Origin of the sequence: Gynurincola endophyticus, assembly GCF_003991195.1 — a bacterium.
Lineage (GTDB): Bacteria > Bacteroidota > Bacteroidia > Chitinophagales > Chitinophagaceae > Gynurincola > Gynurincola endophyticus.
Genome location: NZ_RCWL01000007.1, coordinates 1 through 18,960 on the forward strand (window position 1 = coordinate 1; position 18,960 = coordinate 18,960).

An 18,960-nucleotide genomic window follows, 5' to 3' on the forward strand; every position below is an offset into this window, starting at 1 on the left:
TGCCATATTTATTGAAGCCTTCATACGCGAGTATGGAGGCTTTTTTTATGCCTACACCTGAACAAGGAACAAGGAAGTCCCACACACTCTTAATTTTTAATGAAGAATTAAGAATTAAAAAAAGGGCATTCCGCCCTTTAGAATCATTACAATGTGGTGTCTTCTACTGTTGCATCCGGCGCATTCTTCATGACTGAAGCGATTCCGGTTTTTCTGCCTGCCTCAGATTCATACATTTCACTGGTACCAATAATCTGGCCATTACCGGCCTTCAGATTGAAGTAATACTTGCCATTTTTGGCTTCCTTGTGCTCATACCTGGCTTCATCCGTTGAGTTCTTACGAACCGACTCTATTCCATTCTGACAGCTGGCTTTAGACGTATAACCTTCGCTGTTCAAAATAATCTCACCATTTCCTGCTTTTAAATTGAATTGGTATTCATCATTTTTGCGTAAGCTGATAACAAATTTTCCCATACAATATTCTTTTAAGTAGAGGTAATTATTTGTAACAATATAAGCAATTTCCCTAAATTGTTAACAGGGCAGATGTTAACTAATGAAGAATCTCTTGGTATATGGGCATAAAAAAAGCCTCTATTGCTAGAGGCTTTTTTTCAGTATAGTTGTGATTAATAATCTCTGTTATAACCACCACCGCCGCCGCCACGGTTGTATCCACCGCCGCCGCCGCCGCTTTTGCGGAAGCCGCCGCCACCGCCGCCGCCGAAGCTTCTTTTCTTGAAACCACCGCCATCACGGCTACCTTGTGGTTTTGGTTGAGCTTCGTTAACGATGATTTTTCTACCTAAAACTTCTGATTCGTATAAGCTGCTTAATGCATTCTGAGCTTCATTTTCTTCCGGCATTTCAACAAATCCGAATCCTTTGCTACGACCATTCACTTTGTCAGTAACGATTTTCGCAGATGTAACTGAGCCATATTGCTCGAATAAGGTTCTTAGTTCCTCATCGGTCATTTGCCAAGAGAGGTTCCCTACATAAATGTTCATTGTAATAAGAATTTTAAATGATCTAAAATCAGGTAATTCACAGTAGTAACACATTGAAATTATAAAACCATAGGGAAATTATTTCAACCGATGATAACTAAGTGTAATTAACTAATAATGAAGATAACAAATAAATTGATATTTCATAAAAAAAATAACAGATTTTACAGACTAATTACTAATCTATTGATTGATAATAACTTTTTTGTTTCTTTTAGCTAAGTTTTGATCAATAGAGGTAGTTTTCAATCCATTTCACCTGTAAAACGTATATGCTTTATTGTAACTATTTTTCTAAATGATCAACACTGAATGATGCAGTACCTGTTATCATAAAGAAATGTACAACAAGTCAAAGAGCTATTTCATTAAATCAACGCTTCTTTGAATAAAGTCTGACAAAGCATTGCCTTTTAATAATCCTTGTGATAATAAGGCAAGATCAGCCAGGTTTCTGACTTTCTTTTCTTTTAAAGCAACATCGTTGATTGTCAATAAGTCCTGATAAATCGGGTGATTACCATTCACTGTTAATGTTACTTCGTCGGGCATATTGGCGTAAAAGCTGCCCATACTTCCTTGTAGAGAAGCCATGTCTTTCATTCTGCGCATCATTTCCGGACGAGTAGCTATTACCGGTGCCGCTTCTTTGCTCAGCCCTTTCACTTCTACCCCCACTTGTAGTGATGGGATATTGATTTTGAATAAATCTTTCAACTGATCAGTTTGTTCCTGAGATAATACAGATTCGGTATTCTCCTGAACATCTATCAGGTTATCAGTAATATCTGAATCAATGCGGTTGAAAGAAACATCCGCCCACTTCAATTCCATCTGATTAATAAAAGCTGCATCTACCAGTGTGTCGAGTTTGATAACTACATAACCTTTCTGTTGCGCCGCTTTAATATAACTGTGTTGAGCAATCGGATCGTTCGAATACAGGATTACAATTTTACCATCTTTATTTTTCTGTAAAACTTCTGTTGCCCGTTTGTATTCTTCAAGTGTATAAAATTTGGTGCCGGCATCAGAACCGCCGCTACTCACGCCTTCGAATAGGTGAAATTTATTGGCTTTATCCAGAAATTTATCGTCGGTCATCATTCCATACTTCACGAAGAGGCTTAAATTATCCCACTTTGATTCGAACGAAGTTCTGTCGCCTGAAAAAATTTCTTCTAATTTATCAGCTACCTTTTTAGTAATATGATTGTTGATCTTTTTAACATTCGGGTCGCCCTGTAAATAACTTCTGGATACATTTAATGGAATATCCGGAGAGTCAATGACTCCATGTAACAGCATTAAAAATTCAGGTACGATATCTTTTACTTCGTCGGTAACAAATACCTGGTTACTGTAGAGTTGAATTTTGTCTTTCTGAATTTCGTAAGATTGTTTAATCTTAGGAAAATAGAGTACGCCTGTAAGTGTAAAAGGGAAGTCAACATTCAGATGAATCCAGAACAAAGGCTTTTCACTGAACGGATAGAGTTCTTTATAAAAATTCTGATAATCTTCGTCGGTAAGGTCACTTGGTTTTTTTACCCAGATAGGTTGAGTATTGTTAATCTGCTCAGTTTCTTTTCCTTCACCTGTAGGTTCGAAGAAGATGGGTACTGGTAAAAAGCGGCAGAATCTTTTCAGAATCTGAATAATTCTGAACTCATCTAAAAACTCTGAACTTTCTTCCGAAATATGTAAGATAATGTCAGTGCCTCTTTCTTGTTTGTCGGTTTCATTCAAAGTATATTCAGTACTGCCATCACAAATCCAGTGAGCGGCTTTACTATCCTCTTTAAATGATTTGGTGAAAATCTCTACCTTGTCGGCCACCATAAAAGCAGAATAGAATCCTAAACCGAATTTACCGATGATACTATTCTCGTTTTGCCCTTTGTACTTTTGAACAAATTCTTCAGCTCCGCTAAAAGCTACCTGATTGATATATTTTTCTACTTCTTCTGCAGTCATACCCACCCCACGGTCAGAAATAGTAATCGTTTTTGCTTCGGTATCAACTTTTACTGTTATTTTCAGCTCTCCTAATTCTCCTTTAGCTTCCCCGATGGAGGAAAGTGTTTTCAGCTTTTGAGTGGCATCCACAGCATTACTGATCAGCTCGCGCATGAAAATTTCATGATCAGAATACAAGAATTTTTTAATTACCGGAAAGATGTTTTCTGTTTGTACACTAATAGTTCCTGTTGCCATAATGGATAAATATTTTAATCGTTTGAACCTTGTCAAAGTAGGTGCCAACCGTTAAAATAACTGAAAAAGTGGTAAATTTGACAGCGGGTTGATTTTTGTGTCAGAAATCTTCTTTCCTGCCCCATAAAAAGCTGCATATTATTTTCGTAATATCCCAAAAAAGTGTTAGTTTTGCGCTCCCAATTCTGTACTTGGCAGAATATCCGATTCGTAAAGATTTGGATACCAATGGGCTAAAACCAATTTAAAAATTAAAATTACAGGGATCATGAGCAATTATGAATTGATGGTGATTTTCACCCCTGTGCTTTCTGATGATGATTTTAAATCAGCGCAGAAAAAATTCACTGGCTTCATTCAGGAAAATGGCGGTGAAATTGTGCACGAAAACCCTTGGGGACTTAAATCACTGGCTTATCCTATTCAAAAGAAAACCACAGCTATCTACTGGGTTATTGAATACAAAGCGCCAACCAACCTCAACGAATCTTTAAAGATTCAATTATTACGTGACGAGAGTGTTTTACGTCACATGTTCACTGTACTTGATAAATACGCCGTTGAGTACAATGAGAAAAAGAGAAGTGGTGTACCTACAGGAACCGAAAAAGTAGCGGAGGCTTAATCATGGCAAAAGCAAACGAAATTAAATACCTTACCGCCATTAAGACGGAAAAACCTCGTAAGAAATTCTGCCGTTTCAAAAAATACGGAATTAAGTACGTTGATTATAAAGACGCAGAATTTTTAAAGAAATTCTTAAACGAGCAAGGTAAAATGTTACCTCGTCGTATCACTGGTAACTCTTTGAAATTCCAACGCAAAGTAGCTCAGGCAGTGAAAAAAGCCCGTCAAATGGCTTTATTACCATACGTAACGGATCTTTTAAAGTAAACCATCACCCCACCGCTCCCTAATCCCGCTCTCCGGGAAACAGTTCTGCAAAGAATTGGGAAACAGGAACGGGCTAAACGGTGAACAAATTAAGATAAAATGGATATTATCCTTATACAAGACGTTGACAACTTAGGTGCTGCTAATGAAGTAGTAAAAGTTAAAAACGGTTATGCACGTAACTATTTAATTCCTCAAAAGTTCGCAGTAGAAGCAACCGCTACTAACCTGAAAAACTTAGGAGAAAAATTAAAAGTGATTCGTAAGAAAGAAGAGCAGATGTTAGCAGCTATCAACGAGGTAGTAGCTAAACTGAACGAAGGACCTGTTAAAATCGGTGCTAAAACCGGTACTTCTGGTAAAATCTTCGGTGCAGTTACTTCTCTTCAGATTTCTCGCGCGATCCGTGAACAAAAAGGTTACACCATCGATCGTAAGAAAATTACTATCGCAGAAGATGTAAAAGAATTAGGTACTTATAAAGCAACTATCGATTTCGGTAACGGTAAATCTACTGAAGTTGAATTCGAAGTAGTAGCAGAGTAATCTAACCTCATATATTTTGCTTAAACCCTCCCATTCCGGGAGGGTTTTTTATTGCATCTAATACTGCTAACCGGCCATTTTATCAGAAACAACCCTTTATTTACATTTTATTCCTTTCTTTGCAGTGATCAAACCTTAATTATGCGGTATCTTCTTCTTTTATCGGTTCTTTTTTGTAGTGTTGCCTGTAAAAATAGCTCATCTAAAAACGGATTGAATAAAAAGGATTCTCTTCCTGCAACTACCAATATAGACGCCTCTATTAAAGGGAACTTTTCTAATCAGCGAAAATTAGTTTTAACAGATAATGAGATCAGTGCGTTTTTCCAACAATACAAAGATGTGGAAGTTTATGACAGTGCAGTAACCGCATTCTATCAGATGCGCGAACGCAGATACGCCTGGTTTGATGAGAACGGTTTAACAGAACCTGCGCATAATTTATTCAACCGGCTGAGTAATCTGAAGGATGAAGGATTAAGAATGTTTCCTCCTTATATTGATGAGTTAGACAGTATGATGATGGCCGATCAGGTCTTATCAGTAGAAAAAGATTATCAGACTGAACTGTTGCTTTCCGCACTCTATTTCTATTATGCAAAACACGTTTGGGAAGGAGTAGATGAAAAAGAATCGATCGCTCAGGAATGGTATCTGCCCCGGAAAAAAGTTAATGCAGGAGATTATCTTGACTCCTTATTGTCAAATTCCTCCAACCAAAGCAATTTTGAAAAACCACTGTATAAACAGTATTATCTGTTAAGAGATGCGTTGAAAAAATATTATCAGCTTTCAGAATCCGGTGGCTGGGAACAAATTCATACCAAGCTGAAAAAAATTCAGTTAAAAGATAGTTTACCAGAAATCATAGCAATCAAAACAAGACTGGTTAAAACGGGAGAACTGGCGGTTCATGACTCTTCAATGGTATTCAATGAGGAGTTGTTGGATGCTGTAAAAAAGTTTCAGGAAAATAACGGCCTGGAAAGTGATGGAATTATCGGTGCAGGAGTTTTAACTGCGATGAATGTTTCTGTAGAAAAACGAATTGAGCAGATTATGATTAATATGGAAAGATGCCGTTGGGTTCCTGCTCAGCTAAGTAATGAATACTTAGTGGTAAATATACCTGATTATAAATTATATGCTTTTAAAGGTGACTCTTTGTTGTGGGATATGAATGTGGTGGTTGGAAAAGCATTGCATAAAACGGTAATTTTTTATGGTGAATTGAAATATGTGGTATTTAGCCCTTATTGGAATGTTCCGAATAGTATCTACAAAGCGGAGATCGTACCTGGAATGGCCAAAGATCCTGCCTATCTTGAAAAACATAATATGGAGAAGTATGGGAATACGGTTCGCCAGAAGCCAGGCCCTAATAATTCTTTAGGATTAGTGAAATTTTTATTTCCTAATAGCTATAATATCTATCTGCATGATACACCTTCTAAAAATTTGTTCAGCAGGTCAAACCGTGCTTTTAGCCATGGATGTATCCGGGTAGCAGATCCGCTCTTTTTATCGAAGTACCTGTTGCGTGATGAACCTGAATGGACTGAAGAAAAGATTGTTGCCGCTATGCATAAAGGAAAAGAGAGGTATGTACAGTTGAAAGAAACGGTACCAGTATTTATTGCTTACCTGACCGCATGGGTTTCAGGTGAAGGAGCTTTACAGTTCAGAGAAGACATTTATAAAAGGGATGACCGTTTAGCTAAAACAATTCTCAAAAAATAATACTCCTTCAGCAAAACATTACTGACTGGGGCGGATATCGTAAATCAATAATTGTGGATATTCTTTTCCATTCCAGCAATTAATGGTTACTGCCGCAGCTATATCAATTTCTTTATTTTCAAGTATTGATTGATAGAGGTGTTTCAGTTTAAAACCGATACCGGTAAGCCGGTATTTTCCTTGTTGAAGTTCTAACCGGATATGTTCTTCTTTGACTAATCTGCATTGGATGATTTTTACTTGCTGGAACCTCCAGATAGGACGCATGTTATCCGGGCCAAAAGGTTCCAGACGGTCTAAAAGCGTCAGAAACTTTGTATCAATCTGCTCAAAAGTTAAAAAATCATCTATCCAAAGAATTGGAGTCAGTGAGTCTGCGTCTATGGTACCTTGTACAACTTGTTCAAATTTTTCTACAAATGGAGTAAGTTGTTCGGGACGCATGGTTAAACCGGCGGCGAAGAAATGTCCGCCATATCCTAGCAGGTGTTCACGACAGGCTTCAATAGCGTCATGAATATTAAATCCATGAACGCTTCTGGCAGATCCGGCGATAATATTTCCCGATTGAGTGAGCACAATAGTTGGTTTATAATAATAATCAACCAGTCTGGACGCTACAATTCCTACCACTCCTTTATGCCAGTGTTCTGCATAAACAACAGTAGACTTTTGTTGAGGAAATTCTTCATTTTGTTTTAATTGTTCCAAAGCTTCTACTGTAATGAGCTGATCAGTATCTTTTCTTTCTTCGTTATCTACATGCAATTCGTTGGCGATGAGCAGGGCGGCTGCAACATCAGGAGCAATGAATAATTCTACTGCTTTACGGGCATCATCCATTCTACCGGCAGCGTTTACACGCGGTGCTACGGTAAAAACCAACTTTTCAATATCTACTTTTTTATCATCCGTTCTTTGTTGCAGTAATGCCTGGATACCAAAGTTGGGTTGTTTGTTTACTTTTTGTAATCCGAGGCTGGCCAATACTCTGTTTTCGCCAACAATTGAAACAATGTCGGCCGCTATGGCAGTGGTAACGAGGTCGAGATATTCTTCGAGGTGCTCAAAAGAAAGTTCATTTTTTTTGTTGTAGGCACTGATCAGCTTAAAAGCTACACCGCAACCACATAAATCTTTAAAAGGGTAATAGCAATCAGTTTGTTTTGGGTTTAGTACAGCAACAGCATCCGGTACTGTTGCATCGGGTGTATGGTGATCGCAAATAATAAAGTCAATACCATAATTGTCTGCAAGACTTACCAGCTGGTGTGATTTTATACCACAATCCACACTGATAATAAGGCTGAAATCATTGGCGGCGGCAAACTCAATTCCTTGTTTTGAAATACCATAACCTTCTTTGTACCGGTGGGGAATGTAGAAATCAACCAGTTGGGGTTGATATACTTTTCTAAGGAATTTGATCATAATGGCAACGGCAGTAGTACCGTCAACATCATAGTCGCCGAAAACAAGAATTTTCTCTTTCCGATGAAATGCAAGCAGTACTCTGTCGAGTGCTTTTTGCATGTCTTTCATTAAGAAAGGATCGTGCAGATCATCTTCTGAAGGGTTAAAAAATCGTTTGGCATCAGTTAAGTTATGGATACCTCTATGTAAATAAATATTGCAGAATTCTTTAGGAATTTTTTGTTGTAATTCGGCGAACAACACATCCACTTCCTTATGGTGATAAGGTACCAGTCTCCATTCTTTATTTCGCATACACAAGTTCCTTTAAAATTTTCTGTCGGTGGTAAAACGCACCAATTCTTCCAGGCTTTCAATAACCGGGCGGTCTTCAAATTCGTTGAGAATAGCTAATGCTTCATCTCTGTAACGGTACATCACATTTTCAGCATAGGAAATGCCGCCGAAAGCCTTTACCTGATCTATTACGTATTGAACCTTTGCCTGGTTTTTATTTTCATTTTTTAAAATGTAAATAATTTTTTTTCGTTGAGCAGGATCAATATTGTTAAGTGTATATATGAGGGGCAGGGTTAGTTTCTTTTCTTTAATATCATTCCCGGTTGGTTTTCCAACTGCTTCATTACCATAGTCAAATAGGTCATCTTTGATCTGAAATGCCATGCCGACCTTCTCTCCGAACTGTCTCATTTTTTCAGTTGTGGCAGGATTTTGGGAGGTGCTATAAGCACCGGCAGCACAGGCTGCTGCTAAAAGTGATGCCGTTTTGCCTTTTATAATGTTATAATATATATCTTCGTTTAAATTTAGAGAACGGGATTTCTCCATTTGAAGGAGTTCGCCTTCGCTCATTTGTCGAATAGCGTTAGATAGGATCTTCAGAATTTCGAAATCACTATGATCTAAAGAAAGTAGCATACCTTTTGCTAGAAGATAATCACCCACTAATACCGACGCCTTAGATTTCCAGAGGGCATATGTTGAGAAAAATCCTCTTCTTTCTAGAGATTCATCAACAACGTCATCATGAACCAATGTAGCAGTATGTAACAACTCTACAAGGGAAGCAGCTCTATAAGTAGCATCGTTTATAGAACCGTTTAGTTTGGCTGTCAGTAAAACAAACATAGGCCTTAACTGTTTACCTTTTCTATTAACGATAAAACGCATAATGCGGTCGAGCATAGGCACTTGACTTTTGACAGCTTCTTTGAAGTAAGTGTCAAAAATGACCAGCTCATCGCGGAGTATTTGTTGTGATAATTTCATTCTAAAAATTAGTTGTCGCAAATTAATACATTCGAATGGAATTGCACCTTTAAATTATTGGATTAATAATTGCATATAGTATGATGAAATCCAGTGAACTGAGTAGTAGAAAAATATTTGGTTTTTAGGATTCTATTAATATTTTTGCAAGTAATTCGGATATGTTTCTTAATCCTTCACATAAACTTTAGTTATGGCAAGCAAAAAGTACACAAGTCTATTTGCGTTATTATGCCTTGTTTTCTCGGGTGCTTACGCACAAATCGGAGGTACATACGATGTTCAAGACTCATCTTATGTTCCGTCTAATAGATTGCCGCAGCACGCTGAATTCATGGCAAACGATTATCCTTTTCCTGCGAAACCAAGAAACCAGTGGGAAATCGGTCTCAAAGGTGGATTATTTAATGTAAGAGGAGATGTTGCATCTCTACCATCCTGGGGCGCTGGTTTACACGTTCGTAAAGCAATAGGTTATATTTTCTCTATTCGAGGTGAATTGGGATATAATGTAGGGAAAGGTTTAAACTGGAGACCTTCATATGCAGGACCTCACGACCAATGGGGACCTTACACTGCTCCTCCAGGATCAGCTAGTTCGCAAGTATTTCACAACTACAAAACCACAGTTATTGATGGTAGTTTACAAGGGGTAATCACCTTAAATAACTTACGTTTTCACAAAGCGAAAACCGGGTTTAACCTTTACTTCTTCGGAGGTATCGGAGGTATGATTTATGACACTAAATTAGATATCCTGAACAGTTCTGGCGGTTTATATAACTTCAGTTCTGCACTGGCTATTCCTAACAACCGCGATAACCGCAAAGACATTAGGAAAGAGCTAAAGGATAATATCTTTGACGGTAATTACGAAACGGATGCACCAAGAAACGGTGACGAAGCTGAATTGTTCGACAAGCCGTTCAAACCAACTGTCGTTTTCGGTGCCGGTATGCAGTTCAAATTATCTGACCGCGTATCATTAGCAATCGAAAACAAAGTAACTGTTCCTAAGTCTGATTTAATCGACGGAGTACAGTTCCAGGAAACAGTAGTAGCTGGTCAGGCTGTTCGCGTTTTAACGCCGGATAAAGATATCCTTAATAACCTGTCTTTAGGTTTGAACTTCAACATCGGAAACAAATCAAAATCTGTTGCTCCATTGTGGTGGTTAAATCCATTGGATTACGCTTACAACGAAATCAACAGACCTCGCCACATGAAATTACCTAAGCCAATCTTAGATGATTCTGATGGTGATGGTGTTCCTGATCAGTTCGATTTAGAGCCAAATACACCAGCAGGTGCAGCAGTTAACACCCGTGGTGTTGCGCTGGATACCGACGGTGATGGTGTTCCTGATTACAGAGATAAAGAGAAAATCACTCCAACTCAATGTCAACCAGTTGATGCTGATGGTGTTGGTACTTGTCCTCCTCCAGCTTGTTGCGACGAAATCAAACAAATGATGGAGAACTGGTCACCTAAATCTAAATGTAATATCTCTGCTTTACCAAGCATTACTTTCAAAGGCAATACTGTAGCGTTAAGCAATGATTCTAAAGCTCTTTTAGCTTCTGTTGCTCAACAAATCAAAAATAGCCCTGATTGTAAAATCGCTGTAGTAGGTTATTGCGCATCTAACAAATCTCAACAACAATTAAGCTGGGATCGTGTAAATGCTGTAATCAACCACCTGGTAGAGAAAGAAGGTATCAGTGCTGACCGTTTCATCTTCAAATATGGTGAATTAGGTGGCGACTGTAATACCGTTGATCTGCGCGATGGTACAGGTGAAGAAGGACCGACAACCGTTCCGGCTCCTCACCCGAACTTACGCCGTAGAGGTTAATAGATCTATAAATCTTTACATATTGTCGAAAAACCTCCACATTGTGGAGGTTTTTTGTTTTTGTTAACGAATCAATTCCTTATTTTTAAAGTTCTTATTTTTAATTGCGATTATTTTAGTAATTTTGTCCACTTTTATGCGTTTATCCATCTTTATTCTCTCACTGGTCGTACTCCTTAGTAGCTGTACTGAATTTACCAAAGTTCAGAAGAGTAATGATTATGAGTACAAACTGAGAATGGCTGATAAGTTCTATTTGAATGAGAAGTATAACTGGGCCTCCCAGCTTTATGCGGAGCTTTTTCCGCTCTATAAAGGGCAACCCCAGTTTGAAGACTTGTTTTATAAGTACGCTTATTCAGCTTATAACTTAAAAGACTGGATGAATGCTGAAAACCTCTTTAAACAGTTCGTTGACGTATTCCCTACCAGCTCAAGAGCCGAAGAAATGGAGTTTATGCGCGCTTATACATTTTATCGCCAATCTCCCAAACCGGACCTTGACCAGACCAATACGCAACGTACCATCGGATTGATGCAGACTTTTGCAAACATGCATCCAAAGTCTGAAAGAGCTAAAGAAGCATTGGCTATCATTGAAATATGTAGAAATAAACTGGAAGACAAAGCATCAAATTCGGCTCAGCTTTATTACAATATGCGCCAGTATAAAGCTGCCGCTATCGCTTTCAACAGTGTGCTCGAAGATTTCCCTGATACGCAAAGAGGTGACTTGTATAAATTGAACATCATCAAATCTTACTATAATTACGCTGAACGCAGTATTGATACAAAGAAGATTGAACGTTACGAAAAAGTGATTATTGAAATCAATGACTTTATCGACAGGTATGAAAACAGTCAGTATCGTAAGCAAGTAGATGATTTATTAAATATTACTCAAAACAATATCAAAGCTTTCAATAATGAGCAAATTAAGACGGCAGATTAGTGCCAACATCTCAAGTGTTGCTGAAACTAAAGATCTGAAAGTGATCAAAAGCAAAACCGGTAATCTTTATGAAAGTATTGCCATCATTGCTAAAAGATCAAACCAAATCAATATCTCTTTGAAAGAAGAGTTGCATAACAAATTAGACGAATTTGCTACGCATACTGATAGCTTGGAAGAAATTCATGAGAATAAAGAACAAATTGAAATTTCAAGAGCTTATGAGCGTATGCCAAATCCTGCTCTTTTAGCAACTCAGGAGTTTCTGGAAGATAAAATCTACCATCGTAAGAACGATAACGATCTTTTCAGCTAATAAAAGCTGTTAATGTATATCAAGGCTGTCTTTACCCGACAGCCTTTTTTATTGTTAGTCATCTATCAATGTACACCTGTCGCTTTAACTCACTACCATGAAATACATCTTCATTGCTTTAGCCGCCCTCTTTACCTGCATTGCTTCTTTTGCTCAACAACCCGTATCGCATGACAGTACTTATCTGATGCAGGATAGTGTACTGATTCCGACAAAAAGCGGTATTGATATTTCTGCTGTTATCGTACGTAAAAAAGTAAACATATCCCCATTACCTGTAGTACTGTTTTATACCACTTATTACCAGGGGGCAGGTGACGCTGTTTTTGCCAGGCGATCGGCAGATAAAGATTATGTAGGAGTAGTGGCTTATACACGCGGAGTGAGAACTGACCTGGCTCGTTACATGCCCTTTGAACATGAAGGAACTGACGTATACGATATCATCGACTGGATCAGTAAACAGCCCTGGTGTGATGGAAAAGTAGCAATGTTTGGCGGTAGTTATACAGGATATGCTCAATGGGCAACGGTTAAAAATATTCATCCGGCTCTAAAAACAATTGTTCCGCAGGTAGCAGTGATGCCCGGTTATGATTTTCCGATGGAAAACAATGTTCCTTTAAGCCATCTATTAGGTTGGAGTAACGATAATATTTACAAAAACAAACCTTTATCCCGAAGTTTACCGTTTGATTATTTCAATTCAGGTATTGCTTATAATAAAATGGATAGCCTGGCAGGGATACAAAATCCCATTTTCCAAAACTGGCTGGCACATCCGGCTTATGACCAGTATTGGAAGTCAATGGTTCCGACTCCTGCAGAATATTCAAAAATTAATATTCCTGTATTAACAACAACCGGGTATTATGACGGCTCGCAGATAGGCGCCCTTGAATATTTCAGACAACATAACCGGTATAACAAAAACGCCAATCACTACCTCGTAATCGGCCCATATGATCATTGGGGCGCGCAACGCAGGCCGTCAAAAAACTTAATGGGCTATGACATTGACAGTGTTGCTGAAGTGAGTATGATGGACCTCGCTTATGATTGGCTGGATTATATTTTAAAAAACAAGCCCAAACCTGTGTTACTAAAAGATAAAGTAAACTTTCAGGTGATGGGAACTAACCGGTGGACACATGTGCCGGCATTACAAAATGTAAGCAACGATACATTTACCTTTTATCTGGATGGGGAGGTGCTGGCAGTAAAAAAACCTTCTGCAAAAAAAGCGAATCATCAAACAGTAGATTTTGTTGACCGCGAAAACCAGCACAACTATTTTACACCGGAAATTATTTTTGATACACTGGATGCCAGTAACGGATTAATTTTTACCTCAGCGCCATTTACAAATGAATTTTTAATCAATGGCTCTTTTGCAGGAAATCTGTTTACCACGATTAATAAAAAAGATATGGATATTTCATTAGCACTGTATGAGCTCAGGCCGGATGGAAAATATTTTTTTCTGACACGTTATGTGGGGCGTGCCAGTTATGCCAAAAATAATGCTATCAGACAACTTTTAAGCCCGGGTAAAAAAGAAAGTATCCCTTTTGCAAACACCAGGTTTGTGAGTAAGAAGGTGAGTGCAGGAAGCCGTTTGGTAATATTACTAAACATCAATAAACATCCGTTTGAAATAATCAATTATGGATCCGGAAAACCTGTTGCTGAAGAAACGTTGCAGGATGCCGGTGAGCCATTGAAGATAAAATGGCATAACGATAGTTATATTAAGATTCCTGTATGGAAAATAAATGAAAAAGTACATTAGCCCACCTTAACCGGATGGAAAAGTGCTGAATAACCGGATTTTACTCTTCTGAAAGGCAAATGAACACTTTTTTCATTTGTCCGTTAAACAAATTACCTTTATAACTATGATCAAGGGTAAAAAAATTATTGTTGGTATCACTGGTGGGATTGCTGCCTACAAAGCAATACTATTAACCCGCCTGTTGATAAAAGCGGGTGCTGAAGTACAGATTATCATGACTCCGGCAGCCAAAGATTTTGTTACTCCGTTAACACTTTCTACGCTTTCGAAAAGACCGGTGATTATTGATTTATTTAATGAACAGGCCTGGGAAAATCATGTTGCATTGGGTAGATGGGCCGATTTAATGCTCATTGCTCCGGCTAGCTGTAATACGATTGCTAAGATGGCTAACGGATTGTGCGATAATATGTTATTAGCTACTTATCTGAGTGCTACCTGTGCGGTGTGGATTGCTCCGGCTATGGATGAAGATATGTGGCACCATAAAAGCACACAGTTAAACCTTGAAAAAATCAGCAGTTTCGGTAATCATATTATTCCGAGTGAGGAAGGTGAATTAGCCAGTGGTTTATTTGGGATGGGTCGAATGGCTGAACCTGAAACAATCTTACAGGCAATTGAGCACTTTTTTACCCCCAAAATATTATTGGGAAAAAAAGTATTAATAACGGCAGGTCCCACATATGAACCGATTGACCCCGTTCGTTTTATAGGTAACCGCTCGAGTGGAAAGATGGGGATTGCACTTGCAAAAGCCGCAGCTGCTGCCGGCGCCGAAGTGACGCTGGTGTTAGGCCCTTCATCCATAGATATCAGCGCTTTACCAGTAAATGTGGTAAAAGTAGAAACCGCAGAAGAAATGTTTCAGGCGGCAATGAAGGAACAAAAAAACTTTGATATAGCTATTTTATCAGCTGCCGTGGCCGATTATACTCCGGAAACAGTAGCAGAAGAAAAAATAAAAAAGTCGGGTGATGCATTATCTCTTCACCTGAAAAAAACAAAAGACATATTAGGTGTTTTGGGAAAAGAAAAAAGCAATGGTCAGATCGTTGTAGGATTCGCACTGGAAACACATAATGCAGAAGCGTATGCGCAAGAAAAATTGCAACGCAAAAATGCAGATATGATTGTAATGAATTCATTGCAGGATCCGAATGCAGGATTCGGATACAATACCAATACCGTTACCATCTTTACTCATCAGCAAAAACCGCAGGCATTTCCAAACCAGTCTAAGGATAATGTAGCGAAAGCTATTCTCGCTGAAATTCAAAAAATAACAGCATGATTAAAAAGTTTCTGACTACTATTTTTTTTGTTATAAGCACCATCTGCGCCTATACTCAGGAGTTAGAAGCACGCGTTATGATAAATGCTGATCGTGTAGGTTCAAAAGTTGATAAAAAGATATTCCAAACCTTGCAACAGGCATTGAATAGCTTTTTGAATAATCAAAAATGGACAAGGGAAAATTTTCAGACCAATGAAAAAATTAACTGCCAGTTTTTATTGAATATCAGCGATCAGATAAGTGAAAATGTATACAAGGCAAGTTTGTCGGTGCAAGCTGCCCGTCCGATTTATAATACCAGTTATGAAAGTCCGCTGGTGAACTTTATTGACGAACAGGTCACTTTCAGATATATAGAATTTCAACCCCTGGCATTTAATGAAAATCGTATCAGTGGCAGTGAACCTTTGTCAGCCAATCTGACGGCAATACTCGCTTTTTATGTAAACTTAATTCTGGGAATGGATTATGATTCGTTTTCTTTGAATACAGGAACTTTGTATTTTAACAAAATGCAGAATATCGTGAATAATGCTCCTGAAGGAAGTGATATAGTAGGGTGGAAAGCGTTTGACGGAATGAGAAACCGGTATTGGATGATGGATAATCTAACCAATCCTAAGTACAAAGATATAAGAGAAGCATTTTTTACTTACTACAGACTGGGGCTGGATAAGATGTATGACAAAGAACCGGAAGCACGGGCTTCTATTTTAGCTGCTTTGTTAAAGTTGGAGGCATTTCATGCTGAGTTTAATAATACAATGATCTTACCTTTATTTTTGCAGGGTAAACAACGGGAGCTGATTGGAATTTATAAAAAGGCAACTCCCGAACTAAAAAATAAAGCTCGCGACATTTTAATGAAAATTGATGTCACAAATGCGAACACCTATAAACAAGAGTTGAAATAGCGCTTACTATGAAGTATTGGATGATTATAATCGTTTTTTTGATGGGAACTGCCTGTAGCGATCTGAATAGTGTACCACAACAATACCTGCAACCGGCTAAAATGCAGGATGTTTTATGGGATATGATGCTGGCAGATAGATTTATCGAGCAATACGTGAAATATAATCAAACCCTGGATGTAGAAAAAGAACGTTTTACCCGCTATGCAGAAGTCTTTGCGGTACATAATATCGATTATGATCAATTTAAAGAATCGATGGATTATTATGTTTCGCGCCCCGATCAATTGAAAGCGATTTATGTTGACCTCAATAAAAAACGTGAGGCTGTTAAATTACAACGTGAACAGGAACAACAAGAACTCGAAGAAGCACAATTGAAAGAACAGGACTCATTATTGAATCTGCAGAATGATACTTTAAAAACAGGTAAAGATTCTTCATTCATAGAACAGGCAGATAGTTTGTTGAATCATAATGATTCAGCTAAGCTCAAAAGTGCAGAACCAGACTCTGTTAAAAAAATAATCAATTCACTGAAAGACTCTATCACTAAGGTGCAGCCTGCATCACGCCCGCTTTCTCAATAATGATTTAGGTTAATAATAACAATAAATTCAACAACACACTTTTATACGGCTACAAAACTTACTATATTTAGCGTATAAATGATGCTTGCTATGAATAAAATTGTTGCAGATGCTACTACCGCAATTCACGATATTCAGGATGGTGCTACCATCATGTTAGGTGGATTCGGGTTATGTGGCATTCCTGAAAACTGTATCCGTGCACTGGCGGATAAAAATGTAAAAGAACTTACTTGTATTTCTAATAATGCAGGTGTTGATGAGTTCGGCTTAGGTATTTTGCTCAAAACTCGTCAGATCAAAAAAATGATGAGTTCATATGTTGGGGAAAATGCCGAGTTTGAACGGCAATTACTAAATGGTGAACTTGAGGTAGATTTAATTCCTCAGGGAACACTTGCTACGCGGATTCAAATGGCCGGTATGGGAATACCTGCATTCTTCACTCCTGCAGGTTACGGCACAGAAATAGCCCAAGGTAAAGAAGTCAGAGTTTTTAATGGGAAACACTATTTGATGGAACATGCGTTACATGCTGATTTTGCTATCGTAAAAGCATGGAAAGGCGACCCGGCAGGAAATCTGTTGTTTAGGAAAACAACACGAAATTTTTCTACTTCTATGGCAAAAGCCGGTACAATTACCATTGCTGAAGTAGAAGAATTAGTACCATTGGGCGCTTTGGATCCTGATCAGATTCATGTGGCAGGAATTTATGTTCACAGAATATTTCAGGGAAATCAGTATGAAAAACGCATCGAAAAAAGAACTGTTCAAATCAAATAATTTATTATGGCTTTAGATAAATACGGTATCGCAAAACGGATTGCACAAGAACTGCAGGACGGTATGTATATAAATCTGGGAATTGGTATTCCTACACTGGTAGCTAACTATATTCCGGAAGGTATTTCAGTCATGTTACAATCTGAAAATGGGATGTTGGGAATAGGACCTTATCCTACAGAAGAAGAAATAGACGCCGATTTGATTAATGCCGGTAAAGAAACCGTGACGGTAATTCCGGGAAGTGTATTCTTTGATAGTGCAGAGAGTTTCGGAATGATCAGAGCAGGAAAGGTTGACCTGACAGTACTGGGGGCAATGGAAGTCAGCGAAAAAGGAGATATTGCCAACTGGAAAATTCCGAATAAAATGGTGAAGGGCATGGGTGGTGCGATGGATCTGGTAGCGAGCGCTAAAAATATTATCGTGGCTATGATGCATACGAATCCCAAAGGAGAATCTAAATTACTTCCGGAGTGTACTTTACCATTAACCGGTGTGAGCTGTGTAAAAAAGGTCATTACCGAGCTGGCAGTACTGGAGATTGAACCGGGTGTAGGCTTCATTCTAAAAGAGACAGCTCCCGGGGTAACAGTAGAAGAAGTACAGACTAAAACACTCGGTAAACTAATTGTTAGCCCCGATGTAAAAGAAATGAAAATTTAATCGATCAAATTATTTTTAACGGCAAAGAAAACCAGCCCCGCTGTGTTTTTAGAGCCGAATCTTTCCATTAATCGGTCCTTGATGGCTTCTACGGTTCGAGGACTGATTTCCATTTTTTGGGCAATTTCATGCGCCGTATACTCCATACAAATGTATTTCACTACATCACGCTCTCTTTCACTCAGCGTAATTTCTGAATTCAGGTTTGGAATTACTTTTTGACGGGCATGTGATTTTTTTAATAGAATTCTATTGACGAAATTATTGAGGTAGTAACCTTTGCTGGTTACTTCTGTGATTGCTTTTTTAATCTCTGAAGGATCGGCACTTTTTAACAGGTAACCATTAGCGCCAATCTCCATCATATGACTCACGAAACGTTCGTCTTCGTACATGGTTAAAGCAATGACGAAAATACTGGGATATTGTTTGGCTACAATTTTAGTGGTTTCAATTCCGTCTTTTAATGGCATTCTCAAATCCATCAAAATAACATCCGGCATTTCTTCAGCTGTACCGAGGGTATCCAATAATTCCTGCCCGTTTTCCGCTTCGAAAACAAAACGAATATTAGTGTAAGGACGTAACGATAGAATTACGCCCTTGCGGAAAATTTTATGATCATCAGCTATTGCTACTTTAATCGGACCCATAAATCTTAGATATTGGCGTTT

The 18,960-nt window shown here is 38.3% G+C and carries 19 protein-coding genes; 13 read left to right on the forward strand and 6 right to left on the reverse strand.

The features are described from left to right. Positions 1-146: 146 nt before the first annotated feature. The 3 genes from D9O48_RS13085 to htpG all read right to left on the reverse strand — a co-directional run bounded on the left by D9O48_RS13085 (position 147) and on the right by htpG (position 3,232). Positions 147-479, reverse strand: coding sequence for a YegP family protein (locus D9O48_RS13085; protein WP_126973433.1), 333 nt, complete (start codon positions 477-479; stop codon positions 147-149). Positions 480-634: 155 nt separating this feature from the next. Further along, on the reverse strand, positions 635-1,015 hold the full coding sequence (locus D9O48_RS13090; RefSeq protein ID WP_126973434.1) for an RNA recognition motif domain-containing protein: 381 nt from the start codon (positions 1,013-1,015) through the stop codon (positions 635-637). 360 nt (positions 1,016-1,375) lie between these two features. After that, positions 1,376-3,232 (reverse strand): molecular chaperone HtpG, encoded by a 1,857-nt coding sequence (htpG, locus tag D9O48_RS13095; protein WP_126973435.1) that lies wholly within the window; start codon positions 3,230-3,232, stop codon positions 1,376-1,378. Between the two features lie 268 nt (positions 3,233-3,500). Between htpG and rpsF the strand changes: the two genes are divergently transcribed. The 4 genes from rpsF (at position 3,501) to D9O48_RS13115 (ending at position 6,412) form a co-directional block, all read left to right on the forward strand. Then, entirely contained in the window at positions 3,501-3,857 is a 357-nt protein-coding gene (rpsF, locus tag D9O48_RS13100) for a 30S ribosomal protein S6 (protein ID WP_126973436.1), read from the forward strand. Between the two features lie 2 nt (positions 3,858-3,859). After that, positions 3,860-4,126, forward strand: a complete 267-nt coding sequence (gene rpsR, locus D9O48_RS13105) for a 30S ribosomal protein S18 (protein ID WP_126973437.1) — start codon at positions 3,860-3,862, stop codon at positions 4,124-4,126. A gap of 99 nt (positions 4,127-4,225) precedes the next feature. Next, positions 4,226-4,672 (forward strand): 50S ribosomal protein L9, encoded by a 447-nt coding sequence (gene rplI / locus D9O48_RS13110; RefSeq protein ID WP_126973438.1) that lies wholly within the window; start codon positions 4,226-4,228, stop codon positions 4,670-4,672. Between the two features lie 141 nt (positions 4,673-4,813). Next, a complete protein-coding gene (locus D9O48_RS13115) occupies positions 4,814-6,412 on the forward strand; it encodes a L,D-transpeptidase family protein (RefSeq protein WP_126973439.1) in 1,599 nt (532 codons plus the stop codon). 18 nt (positions 6,413-6,430) lie between these two features. On the opposite strand, the gene recJ is transcribed toward D9O48_RS13115, so the two are convergent. Both recJ and D9O48_RS13125 read right to left on the reverse strand, forming a co-directional pair. After that, entirely contained in the window at positions 6,431-8,140 is a 1,710-nt protein-coding gene (gene recJ / locus D9O48_RS13120) for a single-stranded-DNA-specific exonuclease RecJ (RefSeq protein ID WP_126973440.1), read from the reverse strand. 12 nt (positions 8,141-8,152) lie between these two features. After that, entirely contained in the window at positions 8,153-9,115 is a 963-nt protein-coding gene (locus D9O48_RS13125) for a polyprenyl synthetase family protein (protein WP_126973441.1), read from the reverse strand. Between the two features lie 193 nt (positions 9,116-9,308). On the opposite strand from D9O48_RS13125, the gene D9O48_RS13130 reads away from it, so the two are divergent. The 9 genes from D9O48_RS13130 to D9O48_RS13170 all read left to right on the forward strand — a co-directional run bounded on the left by D9O48_RS13130 (position 9,309) and on the right by D9O48_RS13170 (position 18,286). Then, positions 9,309-10,970, forward strand: a complete 1,662-nt coding sequence (locus tag D9O48_RS13130; RefSeq protein ID WP_126973442.1) for an OmpA family protein — start codon at positions 9,309-9,311, stop codon at positions 10,968-10,970. A gap of 136 nt (positions 10,971-11,106) precedes the next feature. Beyond that, positions 11,107-11,922 carry an outer membrane protein assembly factor BamD gene (locus tag D9O48_RS13135; protein ID WP_126973443.1) on the forward strand — a complete coding sequence of 272 codons (816 nt, stop codon included), beginning with the start codon at positions 11,107-11,109 and terminating at the stop codon, positions 11,920-11,922. Continuing rightward, on the forward strand, positions 11,897-12,238 hold the full coding sequence (locus tag D9O48_RS13140; protein WP_126973444.1) for a DNA-directed RNA polymerase subunit omega: 342 nt from the start codon (positions 11,897-11,899) through the stop codon (positions 12,236-12,238). Before D9O48_RS13135 ends, D9O48_RS13140 begins: the two co-directional genes overlap by 26 nt. A gap of 97 nt (positions 12,239-12,335) precedes the next feature. Next, on the forward strand, positions 12,336-14,030 hold the full coding sequence (locus D9O48_RS13145; RefSeq protein WP_126973445.1) for a CocE/NonD family hydrolase: 1,695 nt from the start codon (positions 12,336-12,338) through the stop codon (positions 14,028-14,030). Between the two features lie 106 nt (positions 14,031-14,136). Next, positions 14,137-15,327 (forward strand): bifunctional phosphopantothenoylcysteine decarboxylase/phosphopantothenate--cysteine ligase CoaBC, encoded by a 1,191-nt coding sequence (coaBC, locus tag D9O48_RS13150; RefSeq protein WP_126973446.1) that lies wholly within the window; start codon positions 14,137-14,139, stop codon positions 15,325-15,327. Continuing rightward, positions 15,324-16,244 carry a type IX secretion system protein PorD gene (gene porD, locus D9O48_RS13155; protein ID WP_126973447.1) on the forward strand — a complete coding sequence of 307 codons (921 nt, stop codon included), beginning with the start codon at positions 15,324-15,326 and terminating at the stop codon, positions 16,242-16,244. Before coaBC ends, porD begins: the two co-directional genes overlap by 4 nt. An 8-nt stretch (positions 16,245-16,252) precedes the next feature. Beyond that, positions 16,253-16,834 (forward strand): DUF4296 domain-containing protein, encoded by a 582-nt coding sequence (locus tag D9O48_RS13160; protein ID WP_126973448.1) that lies wholly within the window; start codon positions 16,253-16,255, stop codon positions 16,832-16,834. A gap of 90 nt (positions 16,835-16,924) precedes the next feature. Continuing rightward, positions 16,925-17,620, forward strand: coding sequence for a CoA transferase subunit A (locus tag D9O48_RS13165; protein WP_126973449.1), 696 nt, complete (start codon positions 16,925-16,927; stop codon positions 17,618-17,620). A gap of 6 nt (positions 17,621-17,626) precedes the next feature. Beyond that, positions 17,627-18,286 (forward strand): 3-oxoacid CoA-transferase subunit B, encoded by a 660-nt coding sequence (locus tag D9O48_RS13170; protein WP_126973450.1) that lies wholly within the window; start codon positions 17,627-17,629, stop codon positions 18,284-18,286. Here the strand turns inward: D9O48_RS13170 and D9O48_RS13175 are convergent. Continuing rightward, entirely contained in the window at positions 18,283-18,939 is a 657-nt protein-coding gene (locus D9O48_RS13175; RefSeq protein ID WP_126973451.1) for a response regulator transcription factor, read from the reverse strand. The genes D9O48_RS13170 and D9O48_RS13175 overlap by 4 nt on opposite strands. Between the last annotated feature and the right edge of the window lie 21 nt (positions 18,940-18,960).